A 21,668-nucleotide genomic window follows, 5' to 3' on the forward strand; every position below is an offset into this window, starting at 1 on the left:
AAAACATAGCGTCTAGTAAAATACTAGTGCATAATATAAATCGCTGTCTTATGTCTTATATAAGACTCGATGTAATGCCGAATACAATACCAAATATAGAATGGGCCGAAATAGAAGGGTAAAACCTTGGCTCCACCCTCTCGCTTCATCTTTGGAGATATTGCATGTCCCAACATATTAAAGTGCCAGCTGAAGGCAAAAAAATCAGCGTCAATGCTGATTATTCGCTGAATGTCCCGGATAACCCAATCATTCCTTTTATCGAAGGTGATGGAACCGGCGTCGATATTAGTCCGGTCATGATTAAAGTGGTGGATGCAGCAGTTGCCAAAGCCTACGCTGGTAGGCGCAAGATCAGTTGGATGGAGGTCTATGCTGGTGAGAAATCGACGAACGTTTATGGTCCTGACGTTTGGTTGCCAGCCGAAACGCTAGCGGCTATCAAAGATTATGTCGTCTCTATTAAAGGTCCTTTGACGACGCCGGTTGGCGGCGGTATTCGTTCGCTGAACGTCGCTTTGCGTCAAGAACTGGATTTGTATGTCTGCCTTCGTCCCGTGCGTTATTTCCAGGGTGTTCCATCGCCAGTTCGTGAGCCAGAAAAAACAGATATGGTGATTTTCCGTGAGAATTCGGAGGACATTTACGCAGGTATTGAGTGGCAAGAGGGCAGCGAAGATGCCAAAAAATTGATCAATTTTCTCATCAATGAGATGGGCGTTAAGAAGATTCGCTTCCCGAATACATCGGGCATTGGCATTAAGCCGGTATCGCGCGAAGGTACTGAGCGTCTGGTACGTAAGGCGATTCAATACGCGATCGATAATGACAAGCCTTCTGTGACCATTGTTCACAAAGGTAATATCATGAAGTTCACTGAAGGCGGTTTTCGTGACTGGGCGTATGCATTAGCGCAAAAAGAATTCGGTGCGGAGTTGATCGATGGTGGTCCATGGGCAAAATTCAAAAATCCTAAGACTGGTCGCGACATCATTGTTAAAGACTCGATAGCTGATGCATTTTTGCAACAGATTCTGTTACGTCCGAATGAGTATAGTGTTATTGCCACGCTTAATTTGAATGGCGATTACATTTCCGATGCACTAGCAGCGCAAGTTGGTGGTATCGGCATTGCGCCCGGCGCCAATTTGTCTGATTCCGTCGCGATGTTTGAAGCTACTCACGGCACTGCACCAAAATATGCTGGCAAAGATTATGTGAACCCAGGTTCACTCATTTTGTCGGCTGAAATGATGCTGCGTCATATGGGCTGGCTCGAAGCTGCCGATTTAATCATCGCCTCTATGCAAAAATCGATTTCATCGAAAAAGGTGACTTATGATTTTGCCCGCTTGATGGAAGGTGCAACGCAAGTTTCATGCTCAGGCTTTGGTGATGTGTTGATTGAAAACATGTAATTGTATTAAATTTGGCACGATATTAAAAAAACCAGAACTTAGTTCTGGTTTTTTTTGGTGGTCGTTTTTGGCTCTTTTTTGACCTTGTATAAAAAACGCGCGAGCGCGGGTTTTTTACAACAAGCAATTTACTGATAAATTAAGGTGCCTGAATATTAGAAGCTTGCTTGCCTTTTGGGCCTTGAGTGACTTCGAACTGTACTTTTTGGCCTTCTTTGAGGGTTTTAAAACCGTTCATTTGGATTGCGGAAAAGTGTGCGAACAAATCTTCACCACCATCATCGGGAGTGATAAAACCGAAGCCTTTAGAGTCGTTGAACCACTTGACTGTACCTGTTGACATAAAGTAGCGTCTTTCAAATAATGACCAATCAAACGAGCCGTAAAAGCAAGATGCCTTTTCTAGGCCTCCTCTAAAACTTGCTCCCTTCTATTAACAAGAAAACATACTTATTAACTGTGTGCTATTTTTCTTTCAGAAAAAAAATAAGTCAAGTTATTTTTTGTGAAGCGGCATGTGATGATATCCGGCATGTTTTTCTTCGATAACGTGCTCTTGAATTCCTTCGTTGTAACGTCATCTGCACTACAAGAAGAAAGCGCGTACTATTAAATTAATGTAGATTTAATTCCGCGTTTATTTCAAACTATAAAGCATTATCTTTGCAGCGGTTTTGCTGCGTATTTGTATGAACGTTTTAGAATAGACGCATGGCAACCAAGCACGAAGACGGAACGGTAGCGACGCGACAGGAGCAAAAGCTCAAGCCGCCCCCTATGTACCAGGTATTTTTGTTGAATGATGATTTCACGCCAATGGAATTTGTAGTGGCCGTGATTCAGGAGTATTTCAACAAAGATCGAGAGACCGCGACGCAGATTATGCTTAAGGTGCATCGCGAGGGAAAAGGTATGTGTGGGGTATTTTCGAAAGATATCGCGTCGACAAAAGTCGAATTAGTATTAACGCACGCGCGAAAAGCAGGACATCCCCTGCAATGCGTGATGGAGGAAGCATGATTGCGCAGGAATTAGAAGTAAGTTTGCATATGGCGTTTGTTGAGGCTCGACAAGCACGACACGAGTTCATCACTGTTGAGCATCTCCTTTTGGCACTGCTGGATAATCCATCGGCTGCCGAAGTATTGCGCGCTTGTGCTGGCAATATTGAGGATCTGCGCAAGACGTTGACGATTTTTATCGGCGACAACACACCAACGGTGCCTGGTTCCGGGGAGGTAGATACACAGCCAACCCTCGGCTTTCAACGCGTCATTCAGCGTGCGATTATGCACGTTCAGTCGGCATCTAACGGCAAGAAAGAAGTCACTGGCGCGAACGTGCTGGTGGCAATCTTTGGCGAGAAAGACTCGCATGCTGTGTACTATTTACACCAACAAGGTGTGACGCGTCTGGATGTGGTGAATTTTATTTCACACGGTGTTCGCAAAGACCAGGTCGGTGAAGGTCAAAAATCTCCTGAGAGTGTGGAAGAAGTGCAGGCTGAAGGGCAGCAAAAAGAAAGCCCCTTGGATCAGTTCACGCAAAATCTGAATAAACTGGCGCTGGAAGGCAAAATCGATCCATTGATCGGGCGTGAGTTTGAGGTCGAGCGTGTGATTCAAACGTTATGTCGTCGCCGTAAAAATAATCCATTACTGGTCGGTGAAGCCGGCGTGGGTAAGACGGCGATCGCAGAAGGTTTGGCCTGGAGGATCACACAAGGTGATGTTCCTGAAATTTTGAGCAACGCAATCGTCTACTCACTGGATATGGGCGCTTTGTTGGCTGGCACTAAATATCGTGGTGATTTCGAGCAACGTTTGAAGGCAGTCCTGAAACAGTTGAAGGACAGCGAACACGGCATTTTGTTCATTGATGAGATTCATACCATCATCGGTGCGGGCTCAGCTTCCGGTGGCACACTAGATGCGTCCAACTTATTGAAACCAGCGCTTTCCAGTGGCCAACTAAAATGCATCGGTGCGACGACGTATACTGAATTCCGGGGCGTGTTCGAAAAAGATCATGCGTTATCACGTCGCTTCCAGAAAATCGATGTCAATGAACCGACAGTCGAAGAAACCGTACAAATTTTACGTGGCTTGAAGTCTCGCTTTGAAGAGCATCATGGCGTGAAATACTCCGCGATTGCGTTGACGACGGCGGCTGAATTGGCAGCGCGATTTATCAATGATCGTCATTTGCCAGATAAAGCGATTGATGTCATTGATGAGGCCGGGGCTGCGCAACGCGTGTTGCCAAAGTCGAAGCAAAAGAAAACAATTGGTAAAACCGAGATTGAAGACATCATCTCCAAGATTGCCCGCATCCCACCGCAAACTGTTAATCAGGATGATCGTAGCAAGCTAAAGACGATTGATCGTGATTTGCGGAACGTGGTGTTTGGTCAGGACCCGGCAATTGATGCTCTGGCTTCGGCAATCAAAATGGCACGTGCTGGCCTAGGCAAAACTGACCGGCCGATCGGGTCTTTCTTGTTCTCGGGTCCGACCGGTGTTGGCAAGACTGAAGTGGCAAAGCAGCTCGCGTTTATCATGGGTATCGAATTGATTCGTTTCGATATGTCTGAATACATGGAACGCCATGCGGTGAGTCGTTTGATCGGTGCACCACCAGGTTATGTCGGGTTCGATCAGGGTGGTTTGCTGACTGAGGCTGTTACCAAAAAGCCGCATGCAGTATTGTTACTTGATGAAATTGAAAAAGCACATCCTGATATTTTCAATATTCTGTTGCAGGTAATGGATCATGGCACGCTGACTGATAACAATGGACGCAAGGCAGATTTCCGTAACGTGATCATTATTATGACCACTAATGCGGGTGCTGAGAGTTTGCAAAAGCGGACTATTGGTTTCACAGAGAAGAAAGAAGCCGGTGATGAGATGGTGGATATTAAGCGGATGTTTACGCCTGAGTTCCGCAACCGTATCGATTCAATCATCAGTTTCCGTGCCCTGGACGAAGAAGTCATCCTGCGTGTAGTAGATAAATTCTTGATGCAATTGGAAGAACAACTGCACGAGAAGAAAGTGGAAGCAGTCTTTTCCGAGAACTTACGCAAGTTCCTGGCACGCAAAGGTTTTGACCCATTGATGGGTGCGAGACCAATGTCCCGGTTGATTCAGGACATGATTCGAAAGGCACTTGCTGACGAGCTATTGTTCGGTAAGTTGGTGTCCGGTGGTCGGGTAACGGTTGATCTGGACGATAAAGAACAGATTAAGCTTGATTTTCCTGCGAAGAATCAAGCAAAGCCGGCGACCCCGCAAGAGACGGTTGAAGTGGAATAAGTTTTGGCATTCAGCATGAACTTGTGAGCGGGAATATATTCAGTCCCTCTCTTTGTGTTTTTGATTGTGGGTCCAAAAGAGCTGCATGAATAAAATAGTGCAGTCATCACCTCAGTAAAGTACGATAAAAAGCCCGAATTCACGTCTGTGATTCGGGCTTTTTTTGGATCAAACGAAGCATTGTTTGAGTCTAATGAAAGACTGTTTGTAGTAGCGGCAGGGCACAGAAAAACGCATACGCTGCCGCGCAGACCATTAAGGCGTCAAAGCAGCGCCAATCGCTTGCTTGGCTTCAATCTCTGTAATAGTTTTTCGGATCATATCTAGCCGTGCTGAAGTGGCTGGATGTATCGCCGTATGACCGTTTGGAGCACTCGCTGGGTATTGGTTTGCCAGACGTTGCCAAAATACCCCTGCATTATCAATCTTATATCCAGCGCGTGCCACCATGTAGAGTGCAAGTTTGTCGGCGGCGACGTCCAATTGCTGCGTATAAGGTTTGACGCCCGCACTACCAGATAATGAACTGGTATCAGGACGGAGGCGTATCAAGTTGTCGATAATGCCGCTCATAGTGGCTGTCATTCTTTGTCTCACGACGTGCATGAGCGAATTATGGGCCATCTCGCGGGCGATGACATAGGCCAGCTCATCGTCGGTTTGGGCAAATTTGACCATTCCCGATGTAATCAGCAGACGGCGTCCATCCGCATAGCTGTTAACGTTCTCTGTATTTCCCAGTTCGACACCAAATGCGCAGGCCCGGGTTAATGGCACGTTGAGGTTAACGTTATGCCCATTCCGAATCATGCCCAAATTGATGGTTGCGCTTCGGCTGACCAGCGGTCCTAACATGAGCGCGGCCAGTCTCTCAGCATTTGGTCCTGGCGGGACTGGTTTGCCTTCGATAGTCGAGAGTAAGTCGCCGGGCTTGACACCAGCTTGTGCAGCACCGCTGCCAGCCAATACGCCGGTAACTTGTAGTTGATCGGACAAGCCTAAAGAAACTTGGGCCGCCTCGATAAACTCACTCGAATAAGAGAATTTTGTTTTTGCGGTAAAGCCGAGTAGGTTGCGGGCATTGTTCCGGCAAAGATCGGCATTATTAACCAACAATGGCGCTGCAACAGCATACAAACGATCCTGCTGAGTGACGATTACGCGCAATTCTGCTTGCTGAGGATTAGCTGGTGGCTTGATTGGCTGCAGTGTTGGTTGAGTTTTATGAGCGGTTGGTGTTGTGACTGCAGTGGGCTGATTCGGCTCTTGCGTCGCACAGGCGGCTAGCAAGACAAGCGGTAACATTATTGCAGTTCGTCTTAAAGCTAACCATTGCGGAGGTGTTGCCTTCATAGATTTTTCCATCAGTGTTTTCCTGTGCTACCGAAGCCGCCGGTCCCACGCTCACTGCTGTCGAAATCAGCAACAATATTAAAATCGACTCGGAGGACCGGTACGATGACGAGTTGTGCCAAACGTTCCATCGGATTAAGAACGAAATCAGTGTCGCCGCGATTCCAGGTTGATATCATCAGTTGCCCTTGATAATCGGAATCGATCAAGCCGACCAGGTTGCCCAATACGATGCCGTGTTTATGGCCCAGTCCACTGCGCGGTAAGATCATCGCTGCGTACGCTGGATCGCCGATGTGTATGGCCAGACCAGTTGGTACTAAATGTGTTTCACCCGGCTTAATCGTGATTGGCGCATCAAGGCAAGCACGTAAATCAAGACCGGCACTTCCTTCGGTGGCATATTTGGGTAGCTGATCCTGCATACGTGGATCAAGAATTTTTACGTCGATTGTTTTCATATAATAAATTATTTAGCTAATTTTTTGAAAAAGGTGAGTCAAGTAATCGGCCAATGCGGCAACTAAGCGTAATAAAGCGGTTATCGAGCGTCTGCAATGTGGCGATTGTGTCACCGCCATGGCCGCTTAACTTCCCTTTCGGTCCACGTCTTACGATGGCATTTGACGATAGATCAAACGATGCCGACGTTGATACGTACGGCAATTTCGGCAATGAGCTGACGCGCAAGTTGCAGTTTATTCGCACGCGGAAAACTGCTATGACCTTTGACGTCGAATAGGACAAGTTGGTTCTCGTCTTTTCCAAATGTATCGTGACCGATATTGCCAACCAGTAGCGGCACATTTTTCCGTTGACGTTTTGCTTCGGCATATTCGAGCAGGTTTTCGGATTCTGCCGCAAAGCCGACACAGTAAGGTCGTTGCGGCAAGGGCAGAGCGGCAACCGCCGCCAGTATGTCGGGATTTTGGGCAAATACCAATTCGGGCGTGCTACCCTCCGCATTCTTCTTCAGTTTTTGATCACTCGCATTGGCGACGTACCAATCCGCGACCGCTGCGACAGCCACAAAAATATTCTGGCCTGTCACATGCGATAACACAGCATCATGCATTTGCTGGGCGCTAAGAACATTAAGGCAGCGCACGCCATATGGAATCGGCAGAGCAGTTGGTCCTGATATGAGGGTGACTTCAGCACCAGCTTCACGTGCGGCGCGGGCAATCGCGTAGCCCATTTTTCCGGACGAAAGATTGGTTATGCCGCGCACCGGATCAATTGCTTCAAAGGTGGGGCCAGCAGTCAGCAGCAAGCGTTTACCTTTGAGTATTTTGGGCTGAAAGGATGAAATGACTTCTGCCAAAAGCTGGTCAACCTCCAGCATGCGACCCAGGCCGACTTCACCGCAAGCCTGATCTCCCGCGGCAGGGCCAAGCAATTGAATGCCGTCTGCTAACAATTGTTTTGCGTTGCGTTGCGTAGCGGGGTTTTGCCACATTTCCACGTTCATGGCGGGCGCAATCAATAGCGGTAGTCGTGCTTGTCGCGCCACACACAACGTCGATAATAGGTCATCGCAGACGCCGTGGGCTAGTTTAGCCATGAAATCAGTCGAGCAAGGTGCAATCACGATCGCATCGGCGTCCCGCGTCAGATCAATATGCGGCATGTTATTGCCGATACGTGCGTCCCATTGATCAGTAAACACTGGCTGTCCCGATAAGCCTTGCATCGTAATCGGGGTGATAAATTGGAGCGCACCCTGTGTCATGACGACCTGTACCGATGCACCTGCTTTGATCAATGCACGCGTGAATTCCGCCGCTTTGTAGCAGGCAATGCCTCCGGTAAGGCCGAGAACAATTTTTTTACCAGCGAGATCCATCATTACTCCCGGGATAAAACTTCAAAAAAGTAGTGCAAGTTGCTTATTTATTGACACGACGCAGCTCATCTATGACGAACAATACCGCGCCTATGCAAATCGCGCTATCGGCGATATTGAATGCAGGCCAATGCCAGCGCCCAATGTATATATCCAAAAAGTCGATCACGTGCCCATAAGCGATACGGTCCGTTACATTGCCCAGCGCACCGCCGAGTATTAACGCCAGCGCAGTACAAAACATGCGTTGTCCAGCGTGACGTTTAAGCAGAAAAACAATGAAAATCGCGGCGGCTATACCAACGCCCGTAAAAAAATAGCGCTGCCATCCTGACGCAGATCCCAGAAAACTGAATGCGGCGCCAGGGTTGTACACCAACACAAGGTTGAAGAACGCCGTTACCGGATGGGATTCGCCATAACTGAACATCCGCGTGATGGTGACTTTGGTCAATTGATCAATAAGAATTACGAGCCCTGCGATTCCCATCCAGGGAAGCAATCCTGCACTTAATTTAGAGGATGAGTGCGAGTTCGACGATACAGAGCGTTTTTTAGTGGCCATAAATATAGGGTTCAGCAAGCAAGAATCAGTGGTGCCGGATATAAAGCAAATACAAACAAAAACCATCAAGATGATTTACGACCCGAAAATAATACAGATTGATTTCGGGCCGTTCAGTTAAAGCTGGTCTTTGTACTCTATGCAATCAGCAGCTTAGGCAAAATGGCGGTCTTCACCGCTGCCAAACAGGTTAGAAACACAACGTCCGCATAAACCAACATGCTCGGCGTGGCTGCCGACATCAGCGCGATAGTGCCAACAGCGCTCACATTTTTGTTGGGATGATGGCGTTACCAAGATAGTTTCTTCGGCTGCCGATGCGACTTCTGTCACGGTGGCTGCGGAAGTAATCAGGATAAATTTAAGATCATCGCCAAGGCTGTTCAACAGTGCGTATTTACTAGCCGTGACCTTCAACTCAACCTCAGCTTGCAGCGACGAACCAATACCGCCAGCAGCACGCACTTCTTCCAGACGTTTGGTGACATCGGCACGCAACGTGCGTAAGGCATTGAATTTTTCGATCAATGTCGCAGCGCCATCAATGACAGGAAGCGTGTAATAGGTTTGCGTAAAGATCGTCTCGTCACTGTCGGCATAAGCATCTTTGCTGGCAAAGAACGACCAGGCTTCTTCTGCTGTAAATGACAACGTTGGTGCGATCAGGCGCAGCAAGGCTTGGGTAATGTGCCATATCGCGGTTTGGCCCGAACGTCGCGCGTGCGATGTAACACCACCGGTGTATAGCCGATCTTTCAAAATGTCGAGGTAGAAACCACCCAGGTCTTCCGAGCAATACATCTGCAATTTCGAGATAACCGGGTGAAACTCATAACCTTCGTAATGTTGCAAAACATCAACTTGTAGTTGCGTCATGCTAGCAATGGCATAACGGTCGATTTCCAGCAACTCACCAATTGGTACCGCGTCAGTCAATGGGTTGAAGTCGGAAGTGTTCGCCAATAGAAAGCGCAGCGTATTACGGATGCGACGATACGATTCGGTGACGCGTTTCAAAATCTCGTCAGAGATCGTGATTTCGCCAGAATAATCGCTGGAGGCAACCCACAAACGCAAAATTTCGGCACCGAGTGTGTCCGATACTTTCTGTGGTTCGATGCCGTTTTTCAACGACTTCGACATTTTTTTGCCTTCACCATCGACCACAAAACCGTGTGTCAACAGCGCTTTATAGGGCGCACGGCCATTCAGCATTGAGGAAGTCAATAATGACGAGTGGAACCAACCGCGATGTTGGTCCGAGCCTTCCAGGTACAGATCAGCCGGGAACTGCGATTGCAGATGATGCGATCCGCGCAGCACTGTCTGATGTGTCAGGCCCGAGTCAAACCAGACATCCAGCGTGTCTTTATTTTTTGTATAAAGATCAGCTTCGTCGCCGAGCAGGTCCTTTGGGTCCAATGCTTGCCACGCTTCGATGCCGCTTTTTTCGATTAATAGTGCGATTTGCTCTAGCAATTCTGGCGTACGCGGATGCAGGTCGCCGGTTTCTTTATGGACGAAGAAGGCCATCGGCACGCCCCATTGGCGTTGGCGCGAGAGCGTCCAGTCGGGACGATTGACAATCATGCCATGCAACCGGGCTTTACCCCATGCAGGGAAAAAAGACGTGTCTTCAATAGCGCGGATGGCAGTTTTGCGTAAGCTATCACCGCCATCTGTTGGCAAGTTATCCATGCTGGCAAACCATTGCGATGTGGCGCGGTAGATGATGGGTGTTTTATGACGCCAGCAATGCATATAACTGTGATCAAACATCTCTAGCTTAAATAAGCTACCAACTTCTTCCAGTGTCGCGCAGATGGGTTTCGACGCTTCCCAGATTGTCAGGCCATTAAATAACGGCAATGACGATGCATAACGTCCATCGCCCATGACCGGACTGATAATGTCATCGTCTTTGAGGCCATGCGCTTTGCAGGAAATAAAGTCTTCGATACCATAAGCGGGTGCCGAATGAACGATACCGGTGCCGCTTTCAGTGGTGACGTAGTCGCCTAAATAGACTGGTGACAAACGATCATAACCAGCATGCGCAGTGGCTAGCGGATGTTTGAAATTGATTAGCGACAGTGCCGAGCCTTTACAGGTCGCGATGACGCTACCTTCGAGACCGAAACGGACCAGCGATGCCGCAACCAGATCTTGTGCCAAAATCAGCAAAATCGGTTCGCCATTGCGGACCGTCTCCACTAAGGCATAGTCGACTTCAGGATGGACGTTGAGCGCCTGATTAGAAGGGATGGTCCACGGCGTGGTGGTCCAGATAACGACGTAGCCTTTATCGATCGGCAACGCTGACAGGCCGAATGCGGTGGCAAGTTTTTCTGGTTCTGCAAACGGGAAGCCGACATCAATCGATGGGTCACGCTTATCCTGATATTCGACTTCCGCTTCAGCTAGTGCCGAGCCGCAATCGAAACACCAGTTGACCGGCTTCAGACCCCGATACACATACCCTTTTTCGAGTATCGTGCCGAGCGCGCGTAACTCATCTGCTTCGTTGCTGAAGTTCATGGTCTTGTAGGGATTATCCCATTCGCCCAATACGCCTAGCCGGATGAAGTCTTTGCGCTGCAAATCAATCTGGGCGTTGGCATAAGCGCGTGCTTTTGCCTGTACTTCCGCCACGGGCAGATTTTTGCCATATTTCTTTTCGATCTGGATTTCGATCGGCATGCCGTGACAATCCCAACCGGGCACGTATTGCGCGTCAAAGCCAGCCATATTGCGCGCTTTAACGATCATGTCTTTCAGAATTTTGTTCACCGCATGACCTAAATGGATCTCGCCATTTGCATACGGTGGGCCGTCATGCAGGATAAATTTAGGGCGGGCTTTAGAGGCTTTGCGAATGCGCTCATACACCTTTTTTTCTTGCCACTCTTTTACCCATTGCGGCTCTCGCTTGGCAAGATCGCCACGCATAGGGAAAGCTGTTTCGGTCATATTGACCGGATATTTGCTTTGTGGCTTAGTTACTTTTGCGGCCTTGTTATTTTCTGGCTTAGGTACTTGAGTTGGCTGGTCGGACATAATTTTCTTCAATTGAATTCAGTGGATGTCTGTGGCAAAGTGGCGATTGCGGTAAGCTTTGCACCCCTTGGGATGGCACCAATATGTCACAGACTCAGTGCGACAACCTTATCTGCTGCAACCGGCGCTTCATGTTGCAACACGCCTCAAATTCGGTCGGTCGCTGAAATGGCGGCGCTATCGTGCTGGCGAAAGTAATCCCGTGTATTTTCAACATCGCGCTGGATTGCCGCAGTTAATGTTGGCAGATCAACGTACTTTTCTTCGTCGCGCAATTTTTTTAAAAATTCGACCTTTACCACTTTGCCGTAACAATCGCCAGAGTAGTCAAGGATAAAGGCTTCTAGCAGCACATGCCCGCTTTTGTCGACGGTAGGGCGTGTGCCAATACTGGCTACGGCGGGTAGAGGCTGCTCTGTTAGTCCGTGGACCCGCACTGCAAAAATGCCCGACAACGCAGGTCGTTTATGGTGAACGCGCAGATTCAATGTAGGAAACCCCAACGTCCGCCCTAATTTTTTTCCATGAACAACGTGTCCTGAGATGGAATAAGGATGGCCTAATAAGGTTCTTGCAGCGGCAAAGTCACCATTCGCCAATGCGAGACGTACTGCCGATGAGGACACGCGTGTTCCGTCGTTCATCACATTTGGTAAGGTTTTTACCTGAAAACCGTATTTTTTCCCGGCTTCAATCAGCGTTGCGATATTGCCAGCGCGGCGCGCGCCAAAGCAAAAATCTTCGCCTACCATTAACCATTTGATATGCAGGCCTTGTACTAATACTTTTTCGATAAAGTCTTGCGGCGACAGAGCGGAAAAATGCGCATTGAAATGTTCGACGATCACGCGGTCAATACCGGCTTGCGCCAACGATTGCAACTTGTCACGCAAATTGGCTACGCGGGTTGGCAATATGACCGGATGTTGGAAATGCTGAGCAAAAAATTCACGCGGATGTGGCTCAAATGTCATCACGGCAGCATCGAGACCTAATTCGGTCGCGGCTTTGCGCACGTGCGCGAGCAAAATCTGATGGCCGCGATGTACGCCGTCAAAGTTGCCGATCGTCAGAGCGCAGGGCGCACGCGATTCTGCGTTGGGAAGTCCGCGAAATACCTTCATAGAAGTGGCCGGGAAAGATGTTGCAAAACCATAGATTATAAATGCTTTCGCGTCGCAACTCCCACCTACCGTTGGAATGGTTGGTCGTTCTTTGTTTTATTTGTGTTTGAAAAGGAAGAAACGATGAAAAAATCGCCTCAAAAGGGCGATTTTCCAAGCTTCGCGGTATTATTCTCCGCAATTAATGACCGGTATTACTTAAGGAAAAGTCACCGATTTAAGCGGATTTGTTACCGCCGAGTAGGCCGCCAAGCATACCCGCAAGCCCGCTCAAACCACCACCGGATTCAGAAGCCTCTCCATTAGGGGTTAATTTATCAATCAATCCAGGTAGTATTTCTGATAAATGGCTGGCAGTTTCGCCTTCAGAAAGTCCGGTAGCTTGTGCCAAATGTTCTAGTTGACCACCGCCTAACGCCTGTTGGACCTGATCTGGGGATATCGCTTGATTTTGGCCGTTGCTGACCCATGAACTCACCACGTCACCCAGTCCGGCAGCCTGAAATTTGCTCAGTAGACCGCCTAAACCACCCTCTGCGCCACCTACACCAGCACCAGAATGATTGGTTAGCATGCTAAGCGCGGCTTGTATCAGCATCGCTTTGGGATCGTTCGTTTGCCCTGACTCTCCTTGATTGCCGCTGACCGCGCCAAGCAAGCCATCTAATAATCCCATGATTTTCTCCTCAGTAAAAACGGATACCAATATGAAGCGAAATAAAAAAGAACGGGTAACCGACGGCGATACCCACCTAACTATAGGGCTAAATGTGGACGACTGCGACCCTCAATGCGAGTTTTTACTAATAATATTGCCTAAAAGCACTGTATTATTTGCAATATGGAAACAAATTTTGTTGCGGACGACTGATCAGAATGGATGTTTATGATTTAAATTTATCAAAATAGCATGTTAATTTTGGCGTGATAGATTTTATTGCATCTTGTGCAAATGACCGACACTAATTACATTTCTCCCCAGATACCATTTATCGCTGCCAGCGCTGCGAGCCCCGCTGTTTCAGTACGTAATATTCTTGCGCCCATAGACAGCATCAATGCGCCTTGAGCGCACGCGGCTCGCTCTTCTAACTCGGTAAAACCACCTTCCGGACCTATCAATAGCGCCACCGATTGCGGCGGTTGATGGCGGGCCCAGTTTGACAAAGACTCTTCTCCGCGCGGGGACAAGATAATCCGCTTATGTAAGTCTTGTTGACCTAACCATTCATTGAGGGAGGTGAGCGGGGCTAAATGGGGCAATCGATTGCGTCCGCTTTGCTCCGCCGCGGCGACAATGACAGCTTGCCAATGTGCTTGTTTTTTTTCGACCCGATCGCTGGAAAATCGCACGACACAGCGCTGTGCTGACAGAGGTTGAATGCCGGCAGCGCCCAACTCAACGGCTTTTTCAATGATCCAGTCCAGCTTTGACGATTCGGGCAGCGCCTGCGCCAGAGTGATGGCGTAAGGCAATTCAGCTTCACGTGGCGAGAACGTTTTGATTTCTACACTGACGCGCTTTTTTTCGATGCTAATGATAGTGGCAGTGAACTCACCGCCGCCTCCATTGAATAATGTAATCGGTGTCCCAAGTGCAAGACGGAGCACTTGGATATGATGCGCCACCGATTCCGGTAGTGCTAAATGGGAACCAATTTCAAGTGAATTAGGGATGTAAAAACGCGGCATAGGATCGAAAGAATGTGAGTGGCAACTGTAATAGGTTGAGCAAATAGAATGGAGACCTATTAGCTTGCCGTAAGATGGCTTAGTATGACGGAAGTTGACCGGAATCGCTATTTTGATCACGGCTATTCGCCTTAGTAGAGGTTTATTTGGAAGAGTTAACCCAACTAATTCGTTTTGATCGCGTTGGTGATCACGAAGTAAAAATGAATTCTTTATCCATCAGCTTGTTTGTCGCCTTGTTCATCTGTTTGTTTCTCATTTGAAATGAGAGCAGCTGAATCTGTATTTCGATCCTTAAAACTATTTATTTTTGCCTCTAAAAATGCTAGTCGACGTGTTTTTGCAACGTAGGACTCGGCATTTTGGTAAAATATCGCGCTTTAGTGCTATCTCTTTGGACGCGAGCCTAAAACGTCATTTTTTCGCCGCTTGCTGCGCCCTGCACGAACAACCATTGCCTAACTGTAAAAACCATGACCACCACACTCCCGACCTCGAAGATGGCCAATGCGATCCGCGCTTTGGCAATGGATGCAGTACAAAAAGCCAATTCCGGCCATCCAGGTATGCCAATGGGCATGGCCGATATCGCTGTGGCGCTGTGGGCGAAGCACTATCGGCATAATCCCACCAATCCAAAATGGATCAATCGGGATCGATTTGTGTTGTCGAACGGACATGGTTCAATGTTGCAATACGCGTTATTGCATTTGACCGGCTACGACCTGCCGATGGACGAGTTACGTAATTTTCGTCAAATGCACTCCAAAACACCGGGTCATCCGGAACTGGACGTCACGCCTGGAATTGAAACCACGACGGGGCCGCTGGGGCAGGGTTTAACCAATGCAGTCGGCATGGCATTGGCTGAAAAATTGTTGGCCGCAGAATTCAACCAGCCAGCCTTTCCAGTTGTCGATCATTACACTTACACTTTTGTGGGTGACGGTTGTTTGATGGAAGGCATCTCGCACGAAGCGTGTTCGCTAGCGGGTACATTGCGTCTCTCCAAATTGATTGTGCTATATGACGATAACGGTATTTCGATTGACGGTCATGTCGAAGGTTGGTTTAAGGATGACACCCCAAAACGTTTTGAAGCCTACGGTTGGCACGTGATCCGCAGTGTAGACGGGCACGATGTTGAGGCAGTGAATGCTGCCATCCATCAAGCCAAATTAGCCGACAAACCAACCCTGATTTGCTGCAAAACAGTGATCGGTAAAGGCTCACCTAATCTGGCTGGTACCGATAAAGTTCACGGCGCAGCATTGGGCGACAAAGAAATCGCCGCAGTGCGCGAAGCATTGGGCTGGACTTCAGCACCGTTTGAAATTCCTGAGGATGTTTATGCCGCATGGGATGCCAAGGTGCAAGGTCAACGTTTTGAAGATCAATGGAATACTTTATTTGCTGCTTACAGCGCTGAATTTCCAACCCAGGCCGCTGAACTGACGCGTCGTATGAAGGGCGAGTTACCTGGCAATTTTGATCAGACGCTGAGCGCTTACGTTGTCACATGTGTTGAAAAGCAAGAAACTATCGCGACGCGTAAAGCGAGTCAAAATGCAATTCAGGCTTTGGCTCCGGTATTGCCTGAATTCCTCGGCGGTTCCGCTGATTTGACTGGTTCCAATCTGACTAACTGGAAAGAGTGCGTCGCCGTTCGTGCCGACCAACCGGGTAACCATATCAATTATGGCGTGCGCGAATTCGGGATGAGCGCGATGATGAACGGGATCACCTTGCATGGTGGTTACATTCCATTTGGCGCGACCTTTTTGACCTTTTCTGATTACAGCCGCAATGCGTTGCGTATGGCCGCATTGATGAAAATTCGTTCGATATTTGTCTTTACGCACGACTCGATCGGTCTTGGCGAAGATGGTCCAACCCACCAATCTGTTGAGCATGTATCAAGCCTGCGCCTGATTCCGAATCTGGATAACTGGCGTCCATGCGATACGGTGGAATCAGCGGTTGCGTGGGGTTATGCAGTCAAGCGCCATGATGGTCCGAGTACATTGATTTTCTCACGCCAGAATCTGCCATTTCAACAACGTAATCCGACGCAAATTGCGGACATCGCACGCGGCGGCTACGTTCTCAAAGATGCTAAAGACGCGAAAGGCATCATCATTGCGACTGGCTCTGAAATTGAATTAGCAGTCAAGGCGGCCGACGCGTTGGCCGCTGAAGGCATCGCAGTACGCGTCGTCTCAATGCCAAGCACTGATGTGTTTGATCGTCAGGAAGCGTCCTATAAGGCGAGTGTTCTCACCCGTGGCTTGCCACGTGTGGCGATTGAGGCTGGCGTCACTTCAACATGGTATAAATATGTTGGTCTTGAGGGCGCAGTTGTTGGAATGGATACTTTCGGTGAGTCGGCTCCGGCTGGCGTCTTGTTTAAGCACTTTGGTTTCACAGTGGAAAATGTGGTGGACAAAGTCAAACTGACCCTGGCATGAGCGTGGGTATAAAGAAAATTAAAAGTGTTCCTGAGGTGGCCGACGTCACCGATTTCGCCAATATAGTTGGTGACTTTTCGGTGCGTCGCGGTACTGTGGCCGATGCCGGGGTGATCGCTGGGTTGCGCATTGATAGCTGGCGTGCAACTTATCGTGGAATTCTTCCTGTCGCTTATCTCGATAGCATGAAAGTTGACGAAAGTACGGCATTGTGGACGCGCATACTGCATGCAGCATCCGATGCGGCTTGTGTTTTTGTCGCTGAAATTGATGGTGAAATTGTCGGGTTTGCTGCAGGTATGACGCTCAGTGAGCCGAAGTTGGGTTTCGATAGTGAGCTGACTGCGATTTATTTAATTCCATCGGTGCAGCGTGCTGGTATTGGTCGTCGGTTAGTCGCGCACGTAGCATCGACGCTTGCCAGCGCGGGTGCAAACAATATGCTGGCCTGGGTATTGTCACAAAATGACATTGCCCGACAGTTTTATACCAAGTTAGGTGGAGAATTGCTGACCGAGCAAACATTTATCTGGGATGATCTGGAGATGCAGGAAGTTGGTTACGGCTGGCGTACGATACGTGTTAATTGAATGCCGGGTAATGCTAAAGCAATGCTAATACGAGCCGCATAAGAATAAAACTCAGGCTCTAAGCAGGCTTAACGCACTCAGGCAACGACGATTGTACACAATCGTCTGAAGTAAATTTTTGTTCATACCTTAGGAGAAAAGCATGACTATTCGCGTTGCAATTAATGGCTACGGCCGCATCGGCCGCAACATCCTCCGCGCGCATTACGAAGGCGGCAAGAAGCATGACATCGAAATCGTCGCGATTAACGATTTGGGTGATCCAAAAACGAATGCGCATTTGACCCAATACGATACAGCACACGGTAAATTTCCCGGTACTGTGACAGTGGATGGCGACGCGATTGTTGTTAACGGAGACCGTATTAAGGTATTTGCACAACGCAATCCAGCTGAACTTCCATGGGGTGAGCTGAAGGTTGACGTTGTTTTGGAATGCACGGGCTTCTTTACCACCAAAGAAAAAGCTAGCGCGCATATTCATGGCGGCGCCAAGAAAGTGATTATTTCGGCACCAGGCGGTAAAGATGTTGATGCGACGATTGTTTTTGGCGTTAATCACAATGTGTTGAAGTCCACTGATACTGTCATTTCGAATGCATCTTGCACCACCAACTGTCTAGCACCATTGGTTAAGCCATTGAATGACAAAATTGGTGTGGTAAATGGTTTGATGACAACCATTCATTCTTATACTAACGATCAAGTGTTGACAGATGTCTATCACGAAGATTTGCGTCGGGCACGTTCAGCGACAATGAGCATGATTCCAACCAAAACGGGTGCAGCTGCCGCAGTTGGTTTGGTCTTGCCAGAACTGAACGGTAAGTTGGACGGTTTCGCCATTCGCGTGCCAACCATCAACGTGTCGTTGGTCGACCTGTCGTTTGTTTCTGCACGCGAAACAACGGTCGATGAAGTCAATGCCATCCTGAAAGAAGCCTCGGAAGGTTCACTGAAAGGTGTACTGACTTATAACGTTGAGCCATTGGTTTCAGTCGATTTCAACCACAATCCTGCATCGTCCAATTTTGATGCAACATTGACCAAAGTTTCTGGCAATTTGGTTAAAGTGTCGAGCTGGTATGATAACGAATGGGGTTTCTCGAACCGCATGCTGGATACCACTGTGGCATTGATGGAAGCCAAGTAATCTTAACGGTTACCTGAATTTTCCGAAGCCCCGCTAGTCGGGGCTTTTTAACGACCTTAACTTGCAGAGAGTAAACGTTATTACGTTATGATTCTGCGTTTTTAAGGATCAAATCACATGATGAGTTTGATGGTTTGAGCGATTAAGTTGATGGGAAATTAGGCCGCTTTCCCATCAACTGCATCATAAGTTTAATGCGTAGCGGCCGTAAATACTGATGCCAGTAGCTTCTTCACTATGGGTGTTTCAGCGGCAACCCAATCCGGCGATACCCGCGCTCGCTCGTCACCCTGAAGGCGGCGCTGATGTTGCAACTTGCGATAATGGCGATAAGCATTTGCAGCTTCGCTCGCGAGTTCCGCATCAATCAAGCCTAACTCGCCACATAATTTTAATAATGCGATATTGCCAATGTCGGCGGTGAGTTCAGGGTGTAGCGCGGAATGTCGCAAGATTAAAAACTGTACCAAAAACTCAATGTCGATCATCCCACCTTCATCGTGTTTGAGATCAAATAGATCGCTACGATTGCGATTGGCGTCTCGCATTTTTTGGCGCATAGCGCGCACTTCCTGTTCCAGTTTGAGCGGATCGCGGACCTGACGCAAAACATCAACACGAAGGGCTTCGAAGCGTTCACCAATATCGCTGTCGCCTGAGCAAAACCGCGCGCGGGTTAACGCTTGATGTTCCCATAACCACGCTGACTGTCGTTGATATTTTTCGAATGTGGCAAACGTTGATACCAGTAAACCACTGGCGCCATCCGGACGTAAAGCGATATCGATATCGAATAGTATTCCAGCGGAAGTGTGACTCGTCATCCAGGTGATAAACCGCTGTGCCAGTTTGGCGTATAGCGCAGGTGCATCCTGATCTGCATCGTCGTAGAGGAAGACCACGTCAAGATCGGACGCGTAGCTTAACTCCTTCCCTCCCAACTTTCCATAAGCAATAACGGCGAATTTGGGCACTTCGCGATGACGATTTGGGAAGGTTTTCCAGACCGACTGAATGGTGGTGTCGACTAAAATATCTGCAAGCAAGGATAAGTAATCAGATAAGACCTCGACGCTTAGCTTGCCTTCCAGATCTTGCGCCAACAATCGAAACAATTGGGCGTGATGGAGTTCCCGCAGTAAATCAAGCTGACGCTCAGTATCACCTGCGACGGCGTCCATCTGACGTCGGCAATCTTGGGCAAATTGTGGCCAGTCAGGATCGTCATGGAGACTACGGTCGTCCAGCAATTCATCAAGTAGGATAGGATGAAGCGTCAGGAATTTAGCTGCCCAGTCACTTGCGCCGATCATACGGATCACGCGAAGCAAGGTTCCGGGATACTCTGTTAATAATGCCAGATAGGCAGCGCGACGAGCGATAGTATCGAGAAAATCAAGCAGTCGGCCAAGCGTAATGTGTTGTGAGGTCGATTCAGTGCTATTTTTGGATTCTGACAGTTTGCCAATGATAGGCAGCGCAACGTTGATTAACGCCGTATAGCGATTGCGACTAATTTCGGGTAAGTTCTGTATGCGTCCAGATTGCCAGGACGAGGCAAGGCGGCGCGCATTATCGGTGACATCGCCGAAGCCTAGTGAAGTCAATACGCTTTCGATGACGTCCACACTGTCGCGGTCGCTCAGGGCGCAGAGGATATTTTGTGCCTCATTATTGGCGGCATTGTGTTGTCCATTTTGTTTATTTTGCTTATCTTGTTTGTCGCTAAAAATAGCATCAAACTGAGCCGCAACCAGCACGCGACGTTTTTCAAGTTCGTTGAGTAAAGTCTCGGTATCGCCAAATCCCATCGATTGAGCGATGATCAGACGTTCGGCATCGCTAACCGGCAGGGTATGGGTTTGCGCATCATCGAGGTATTGCAAACGATGTTCGAGATTACGCAAAAAATCATACGCTTCCAACAGTTGGTCGACGACCTCGGCAGTCAGCAAATTCTTGTCAACTAACGTGCGCAAGGTTTTACGGGTCGAGCGGTCACGCAGATCATGCTCACGTCCGCCCCGTATCAATTGGAATACCTGCGCCAGAAATTCGATTTCCCGGATTCCACCACGTCCCAGTTTGACGTTATTGTTGCGATCAGGATGTAAAGCTTCCTGGCGGGTGACTTCCGCCCGGATTTGTCTGTGCATCAGCCGCATGGCATCGATCGTGCCGTAATCCAGATAGCGTCGGAATACGAAAGGGCGAGAGATGCTCTCAAGCGCGACAATGTCTTCAGGTCGACCGGTCATTGCGCGCGCTTTGCACCATGCGTAGCGCTCCCATTCCCGACCTTGCGTGACCAGATAGTTCTCGACCATATTTAAACTGGCGACGAGCGGACCCGATGCGCCGTTTGGACGCAATGCCATATCAACCCGAAAAGTAAAGCCGTCCTGAGTGATTTCGGATATGGCGGTGATCAGTTTTTTGCCCAAACGTATAAAAAACTCATGATTTGATAAAGGACGCTGTTCAGTGCTATCGGTGACGGTATCACCGTCTTCCGCGTACACAAAAATCAAATCGATGTCGGACGATACATTGAGTTCGCCACCACCCAGTTTACCCATGCCAAGGATGATCAGTTCTTGCGGTAAGCCAGACTCTTTACCAATCGGCATGCCGTGCAGCCCGACCATCTCGCTCATGACGCTGGCGAGATGCGTTTTGACCGCAAAATCGGCGAATACGGTCATCGTAGTGACGACTTCTTCCAAATCTGCCACACCAGTTATATCACGCGCAATTAACGTGCAGACAATCAAATTCCGCAAACGGCGCATCGCACGCGGTAACGGCATGCCGGAATCTATTTCATTTTGTAACAGCAGTGCAAAAGGCGTCTGGCTTAGGGATAATTGCGCTAATCCCGCAACTTTTTCTGCGCGGCCCGCTTCCGCGCTAATCCAGCGAGTATAAAAATGAGAGGCGGCATCGGTGCTAATGAGGGATTGCGTCACGGCGTTTGACATTCAAGTAATGAATACGGTTTGACTAATTGAATCACTACGCGTGTGACTCTAGACATTAAGCATCGCACAGTGAGTAAGTACGCATGATGCCGCGGATGGAATGG

Annotated in this window: 16 protein-coding genes; 6 read left to right on the plus strand and 10 right to left on the minus strand. The window is 48.6% G+C overall.

The features are described from left to right. Window positions 1–164 precede the first annotated feature (164 nt). Window positions 165–1,418, plus strand: a complete 1,254-nt coding sequence (icd, locus tag RGU75_RS14245) for an NADP-dependent isocitrate dehydrogenase (protein ID WP_322236981.1) — start codon at window positions 165–167, stop codon at window positions 1,416–1,418. 139 nt (window positions 1,419–1,557) lie between these two features. Here the strand turns inward: icd and RGU75_RS14250 are convergent, their stop codons facing one another. After that, the gene (locus RGU75_RS14250; protein ID WP_322210815.1) at window positions 1,558–1,761 is read right to left on the minus strand and encodes a cold-shock protein; all 204 of its coding nucleotides are present in this window, start codon (window positions 1,759–1,761) and stop codon (window positions 1,558–1,560) included. A 368-nt stretch (window positions 1,762–2,129) separates the two neighbouring features. On the opposite strand from RGU75_RS14250, the gene clpS reads away from it, so the two are divergent. Together clpS and clpA are read left to right on the plus strand one after the other, a co-directional pair. Next, a complete protein-coding gene (gene clpS / locus RGU75_RS14255) occupies window positions 2,130–2,438 on the plus strand; it encodes an ATP-dependent Clp protease adapter ClpS (RefSeq protein WP_322236983.1) in 309 nt (102 codons plus the stop codon). Continuing rightward, window positions 2,435–4,735, plus strand: a complete 2,301-nt coding sequence (gene clpA / locus RGU75_RS14260) for an ATP-dependent Clp protease ATP-binding subunit ClpA (protein ID WP_322236985.1) — start codon at window positions 2,435–2,437, stop codon at window positions 4,733–4,735. The genes clpS and clpA overlap by 4 nt, the downstream gene beginning before the upstream one ends. A 255-nt stretch (window positions 4,736–4,990) precedes the next feature. On the opposite strand, the gene RGU75_RS14265 is transcribed toward clpA, so the two are convergent. From RGU75_RS14265 to RGU75_RS14300, 8 genes are all read right to left on the minus strand, one after another. After that, on the minus strand, window positions 4,991–6,100 hold the full coding sequence (locus RGU75_RS14265) for a M48 family metalloprotease (RefSeq protein ID WP_322236987.1): 1,110 nt from the start codon (window positions 6,098–6,100) through the stop codon (window positions 4,991–4,993). Beyond that, the gene (dut, locus tag RGU75_RS14270; RefSeq protein WP_322236989.1) at window positions 6,100–6,549 is read right to left on the minus strand and encodes a dUTP diphosphatase; all 450 of its coding nucleotides are present in this window, start codon (window positions 6,547–6,549) and stop codon (window positions 6,100–6,102) included. Before dut ends, RGU75_RS14265 begins: the two co-directional genes overlap by 1 nt. Window positions 6,550–6,722: 173 nt before the next feature. After that, complete coding sequence (gene coaBC, locus RGU75_RS14275; protein WP_322240525.1) at window positions 6,723–7,934, minus strand: bifunctional phosphopantothenoylcysteine decarboxylase/phosphopantothenate--cysteine ligase CoaBC; 1,212 nt, start codon at window positions 7,932–7,934, stop codon at window positions 6,723–6,725. 43 nt (window positions 7,935–7,977) lie between these two features. Then, on the minus strand, window positions 7,978–8,499 hold the full coding sequence (gene lspA / locus RGU75_RS14280; RefSeq protein ID WP_322236990.1) for a signal peptidase II: 522 nt from the start codon (window positions 8,497–8,499) through the stop codon (window positions 7,978–7,980). Between the two features lie 153 nt (window positions 8,500–8,652). Continuing rightward, entirely contained in the window at window positions 8,653–11,556 is a 2,904-nt protein-coding gene (gene ileS / locus RGU75_RS14285; RefSeq protein WP_416186817.1) for an isoleucine--tRNA ligase, read from the minus strand. A 146-nt stretch (window positions 11,557–11,702) separates the two neighbouring features. Beyond that, entirely contained in the window at window positions 11,703–12,680 is a 978-nt protein-coding gene (locus RGU75_RS14290) for a bifunctional riboflavin kinase/FAD synthetase (RefSeq protein ID WP_322236992.1), read from the minus strand. Between the two features lie 217 nt (window positions 12,681–12,897). Next, window positions 12,898–13,356: a YidB family protein gene (locus RGU75_RS14295; protein ID WP_322236994.1), complete on the minus strand. Its 459-nt coding sequence runs from the start codon at window positions 13,354–13,356 to the stop codon at window positions 12,898–12,900. Between the two features lie 290 nt (window positions 13,357–13,646). Then, entirely contained in the window at window positions 13,647–14,372 is a 726-nt protein-coding gene (locus RGU75_RS14300; RefSeq protein WP_322240528.1) for a 16S rRNA (uracil(1498)-N(3))-methyltransferase, read from the minus strand. 473 nt (window positions 14,373–14,845) lie between these two features. On the opposite strand from RGU75_RS14300, the gene tkt reads away from it, so the two are divergent. From tkt to gap, 3 genes are all read left to right on the plus strand, one after another. Continuing rightward, window positions 14,846–16,840: a transketolase gene (gene tkt / locus RGU75_RS14305; RefSeq protein WP_322236995.1), complete on the plus strand. Its 1,995-nt coding sequence runs from the start codon at window positions 14,846–14,848 to the stop codon at window positions 16,838–16,840. Next, window positions 16,837–17,430, plus strand: a complete 594-nt coding sequence (locus tag RGU75_RS14310; RefSeq protein ID WP_322236997.1) for a GNAT family N-acetyltransferase — start codon at window positions 16,837–16,839, stop codon at window positions 17,428–17,430. Before tkt ends, RGU75_RS14310 begins: the two co-directional genes overlap by 4 nt. A gap of 142 nt (window positions 17,431–17,572) precedes the next feature. Next, window positions 17,573–18,583 (plus strand): type I glyceraldehyde-3-phosphate dehydrogenase, encoded by a 1,011-nt coding sequence (gene gap / locus RGU75_RS14315; protein ID WP_322236999.1) that lies wholly within the window; start codon window positions 17,573–17,575, stop codon window positions 18,581–18,583. 191 nt (window positions 18,584–18,774) lie between these two features. Here gap and glnE read toward each other — a convergent pair whose 3' ends face one another. Continuing rightward, window positions 18,775–21,564, minus strand: a complete 2,790-nt coding sequence (gene glnE / locus RGU75_RS14320; RefSeq protein ID WP_322237001.1) for a bifunctional [glutamate--ammonia ligase]-adenylyl-L-tyrosine phosphorylase/[glutamate--ammonia-ligase] adenylyltransferase — start codon at window positions 21,562–21,564, stop codon at window positions 18,775–18,777. Between the last annotated feature and the right edge of the window lie 104 nt (window positions 21,565–21,668).

It is taken from the genome of Glaciimonas sp. CA11.2 (assembly GCF_034314045.1).
Classification (GTDB): domain Bacteria; phylum Pseudomonadota; class Gammaproteobacteria; order Burkholderiales; family Burkholderiaceae_D; genus Glaciimonas.

Bases quoted from the DNA above. Each gene is read 5' to 3' on its own strand.
- glnE (WP_322237001.1), bottom strand. From the start codon at position 21,564: ATGTCAAACGCCGTGACGCAATCCCTCATTAGCACCGATGCCGCCTCT.
- RGU75_RS14310 (WP_322236997.1), top strand. From the start codon at position 16,837: ATGAGCGTGGGTATAAAGAAAATTAAAAGTGTTCCTGAGGTGGCCGAC.
- lspA (WP_322236990.1), bottom strand. From the start codon at position 8,499: ATGGCCACTAAAAAACGCTCTGTATCGTCGAACTCGCACTCATCCTCT.
- RGU75_RS14295 (WP_322236994.1), bottom strand. From the start codon at position 13,356: ATGGGATTATTAGATGGCTTGCTTGGCGCGGTCAGCGGCAATCAAGGA.
- RGU75_RS14300 (WP_322240528.1), bottom strand. From the start codon at position 14,372: ATGCCGCGTTTTTACATCCCTAATTCACTTGAAATTGGTTCCCATTTA.
- icd (WP_322236981.1), top strand. From the start codon at position 165: ATGTCCCAACATATTAAAGTGCCAGCTGAAGGCAAAAAAATCAGCGTC.
- gap (WP_322236999.1), top strand. From the start codon at position 17,573: ATGACTATTCGCGTTGCAATTAATGGCTACGGCCGCATCGGCCGCAAC.
- dut (WP_322236989.1), bottom strand. From the start codon at position 6,549: ATGAAAACAATCGACGTAAAAATTCTTGATCCACGTATGCAGGATCAG.
- coaBC (WP_322240525.1), bottom strand. From the start codon at position 7,934: ATGGATCTCGCTGGTAAAAAAATTGTTCTCGGCCTTACCGGAGGCATT.
- clpS (WP_322236983.1), top strand. From the start codon at position 2,130: ATGGCAACCAAGCACGAAGACGGAACGGTAGCGACGCGACAGGAGCAA.
- RGU75_RS14265 (WP_322236987.1), bottom strand. From the start codon at position 6,100: ATGGAAAAATCTATGAAGGCAACACCTCCGCAATGGTTAGCTTTAAGA.
- ileS (WP_416186817.1), bottom strand. From the start codon at position 11,556: ATGTCCGACCAGCCAACTCAAGTACCTAAGCCAGAAAATAACAAGGCC.
- clpA (WP_322236985.1), top strand. From the start codon at position 2,435: ATGATTGCGCAGGAATTAGAAGTAAGTTTGCATATGGCGTTTGTTGAG.
- RGU75_RS14290 (WP_322236992.1), bottom strand. From the start codon at position 12,680: ATGAAGGTATTTCGCGGACTTCCCAACGCAGAATCGCGTGCGCCCTGC.
- tkt (WP_322236995.1), top strand. From the start codon at position 14,846: ATGACCACCACACTCCCGACCTCGAAGATGGCCAATGCGATCCGCGCT.
- RGU75_RS14250 (WP_322210815.1), bottom strand. From the start codon at position 1,761: ATGTCAACAGGTACAGTCAAGTGGTTCAACGACTCTAAAGGCTTCGGT.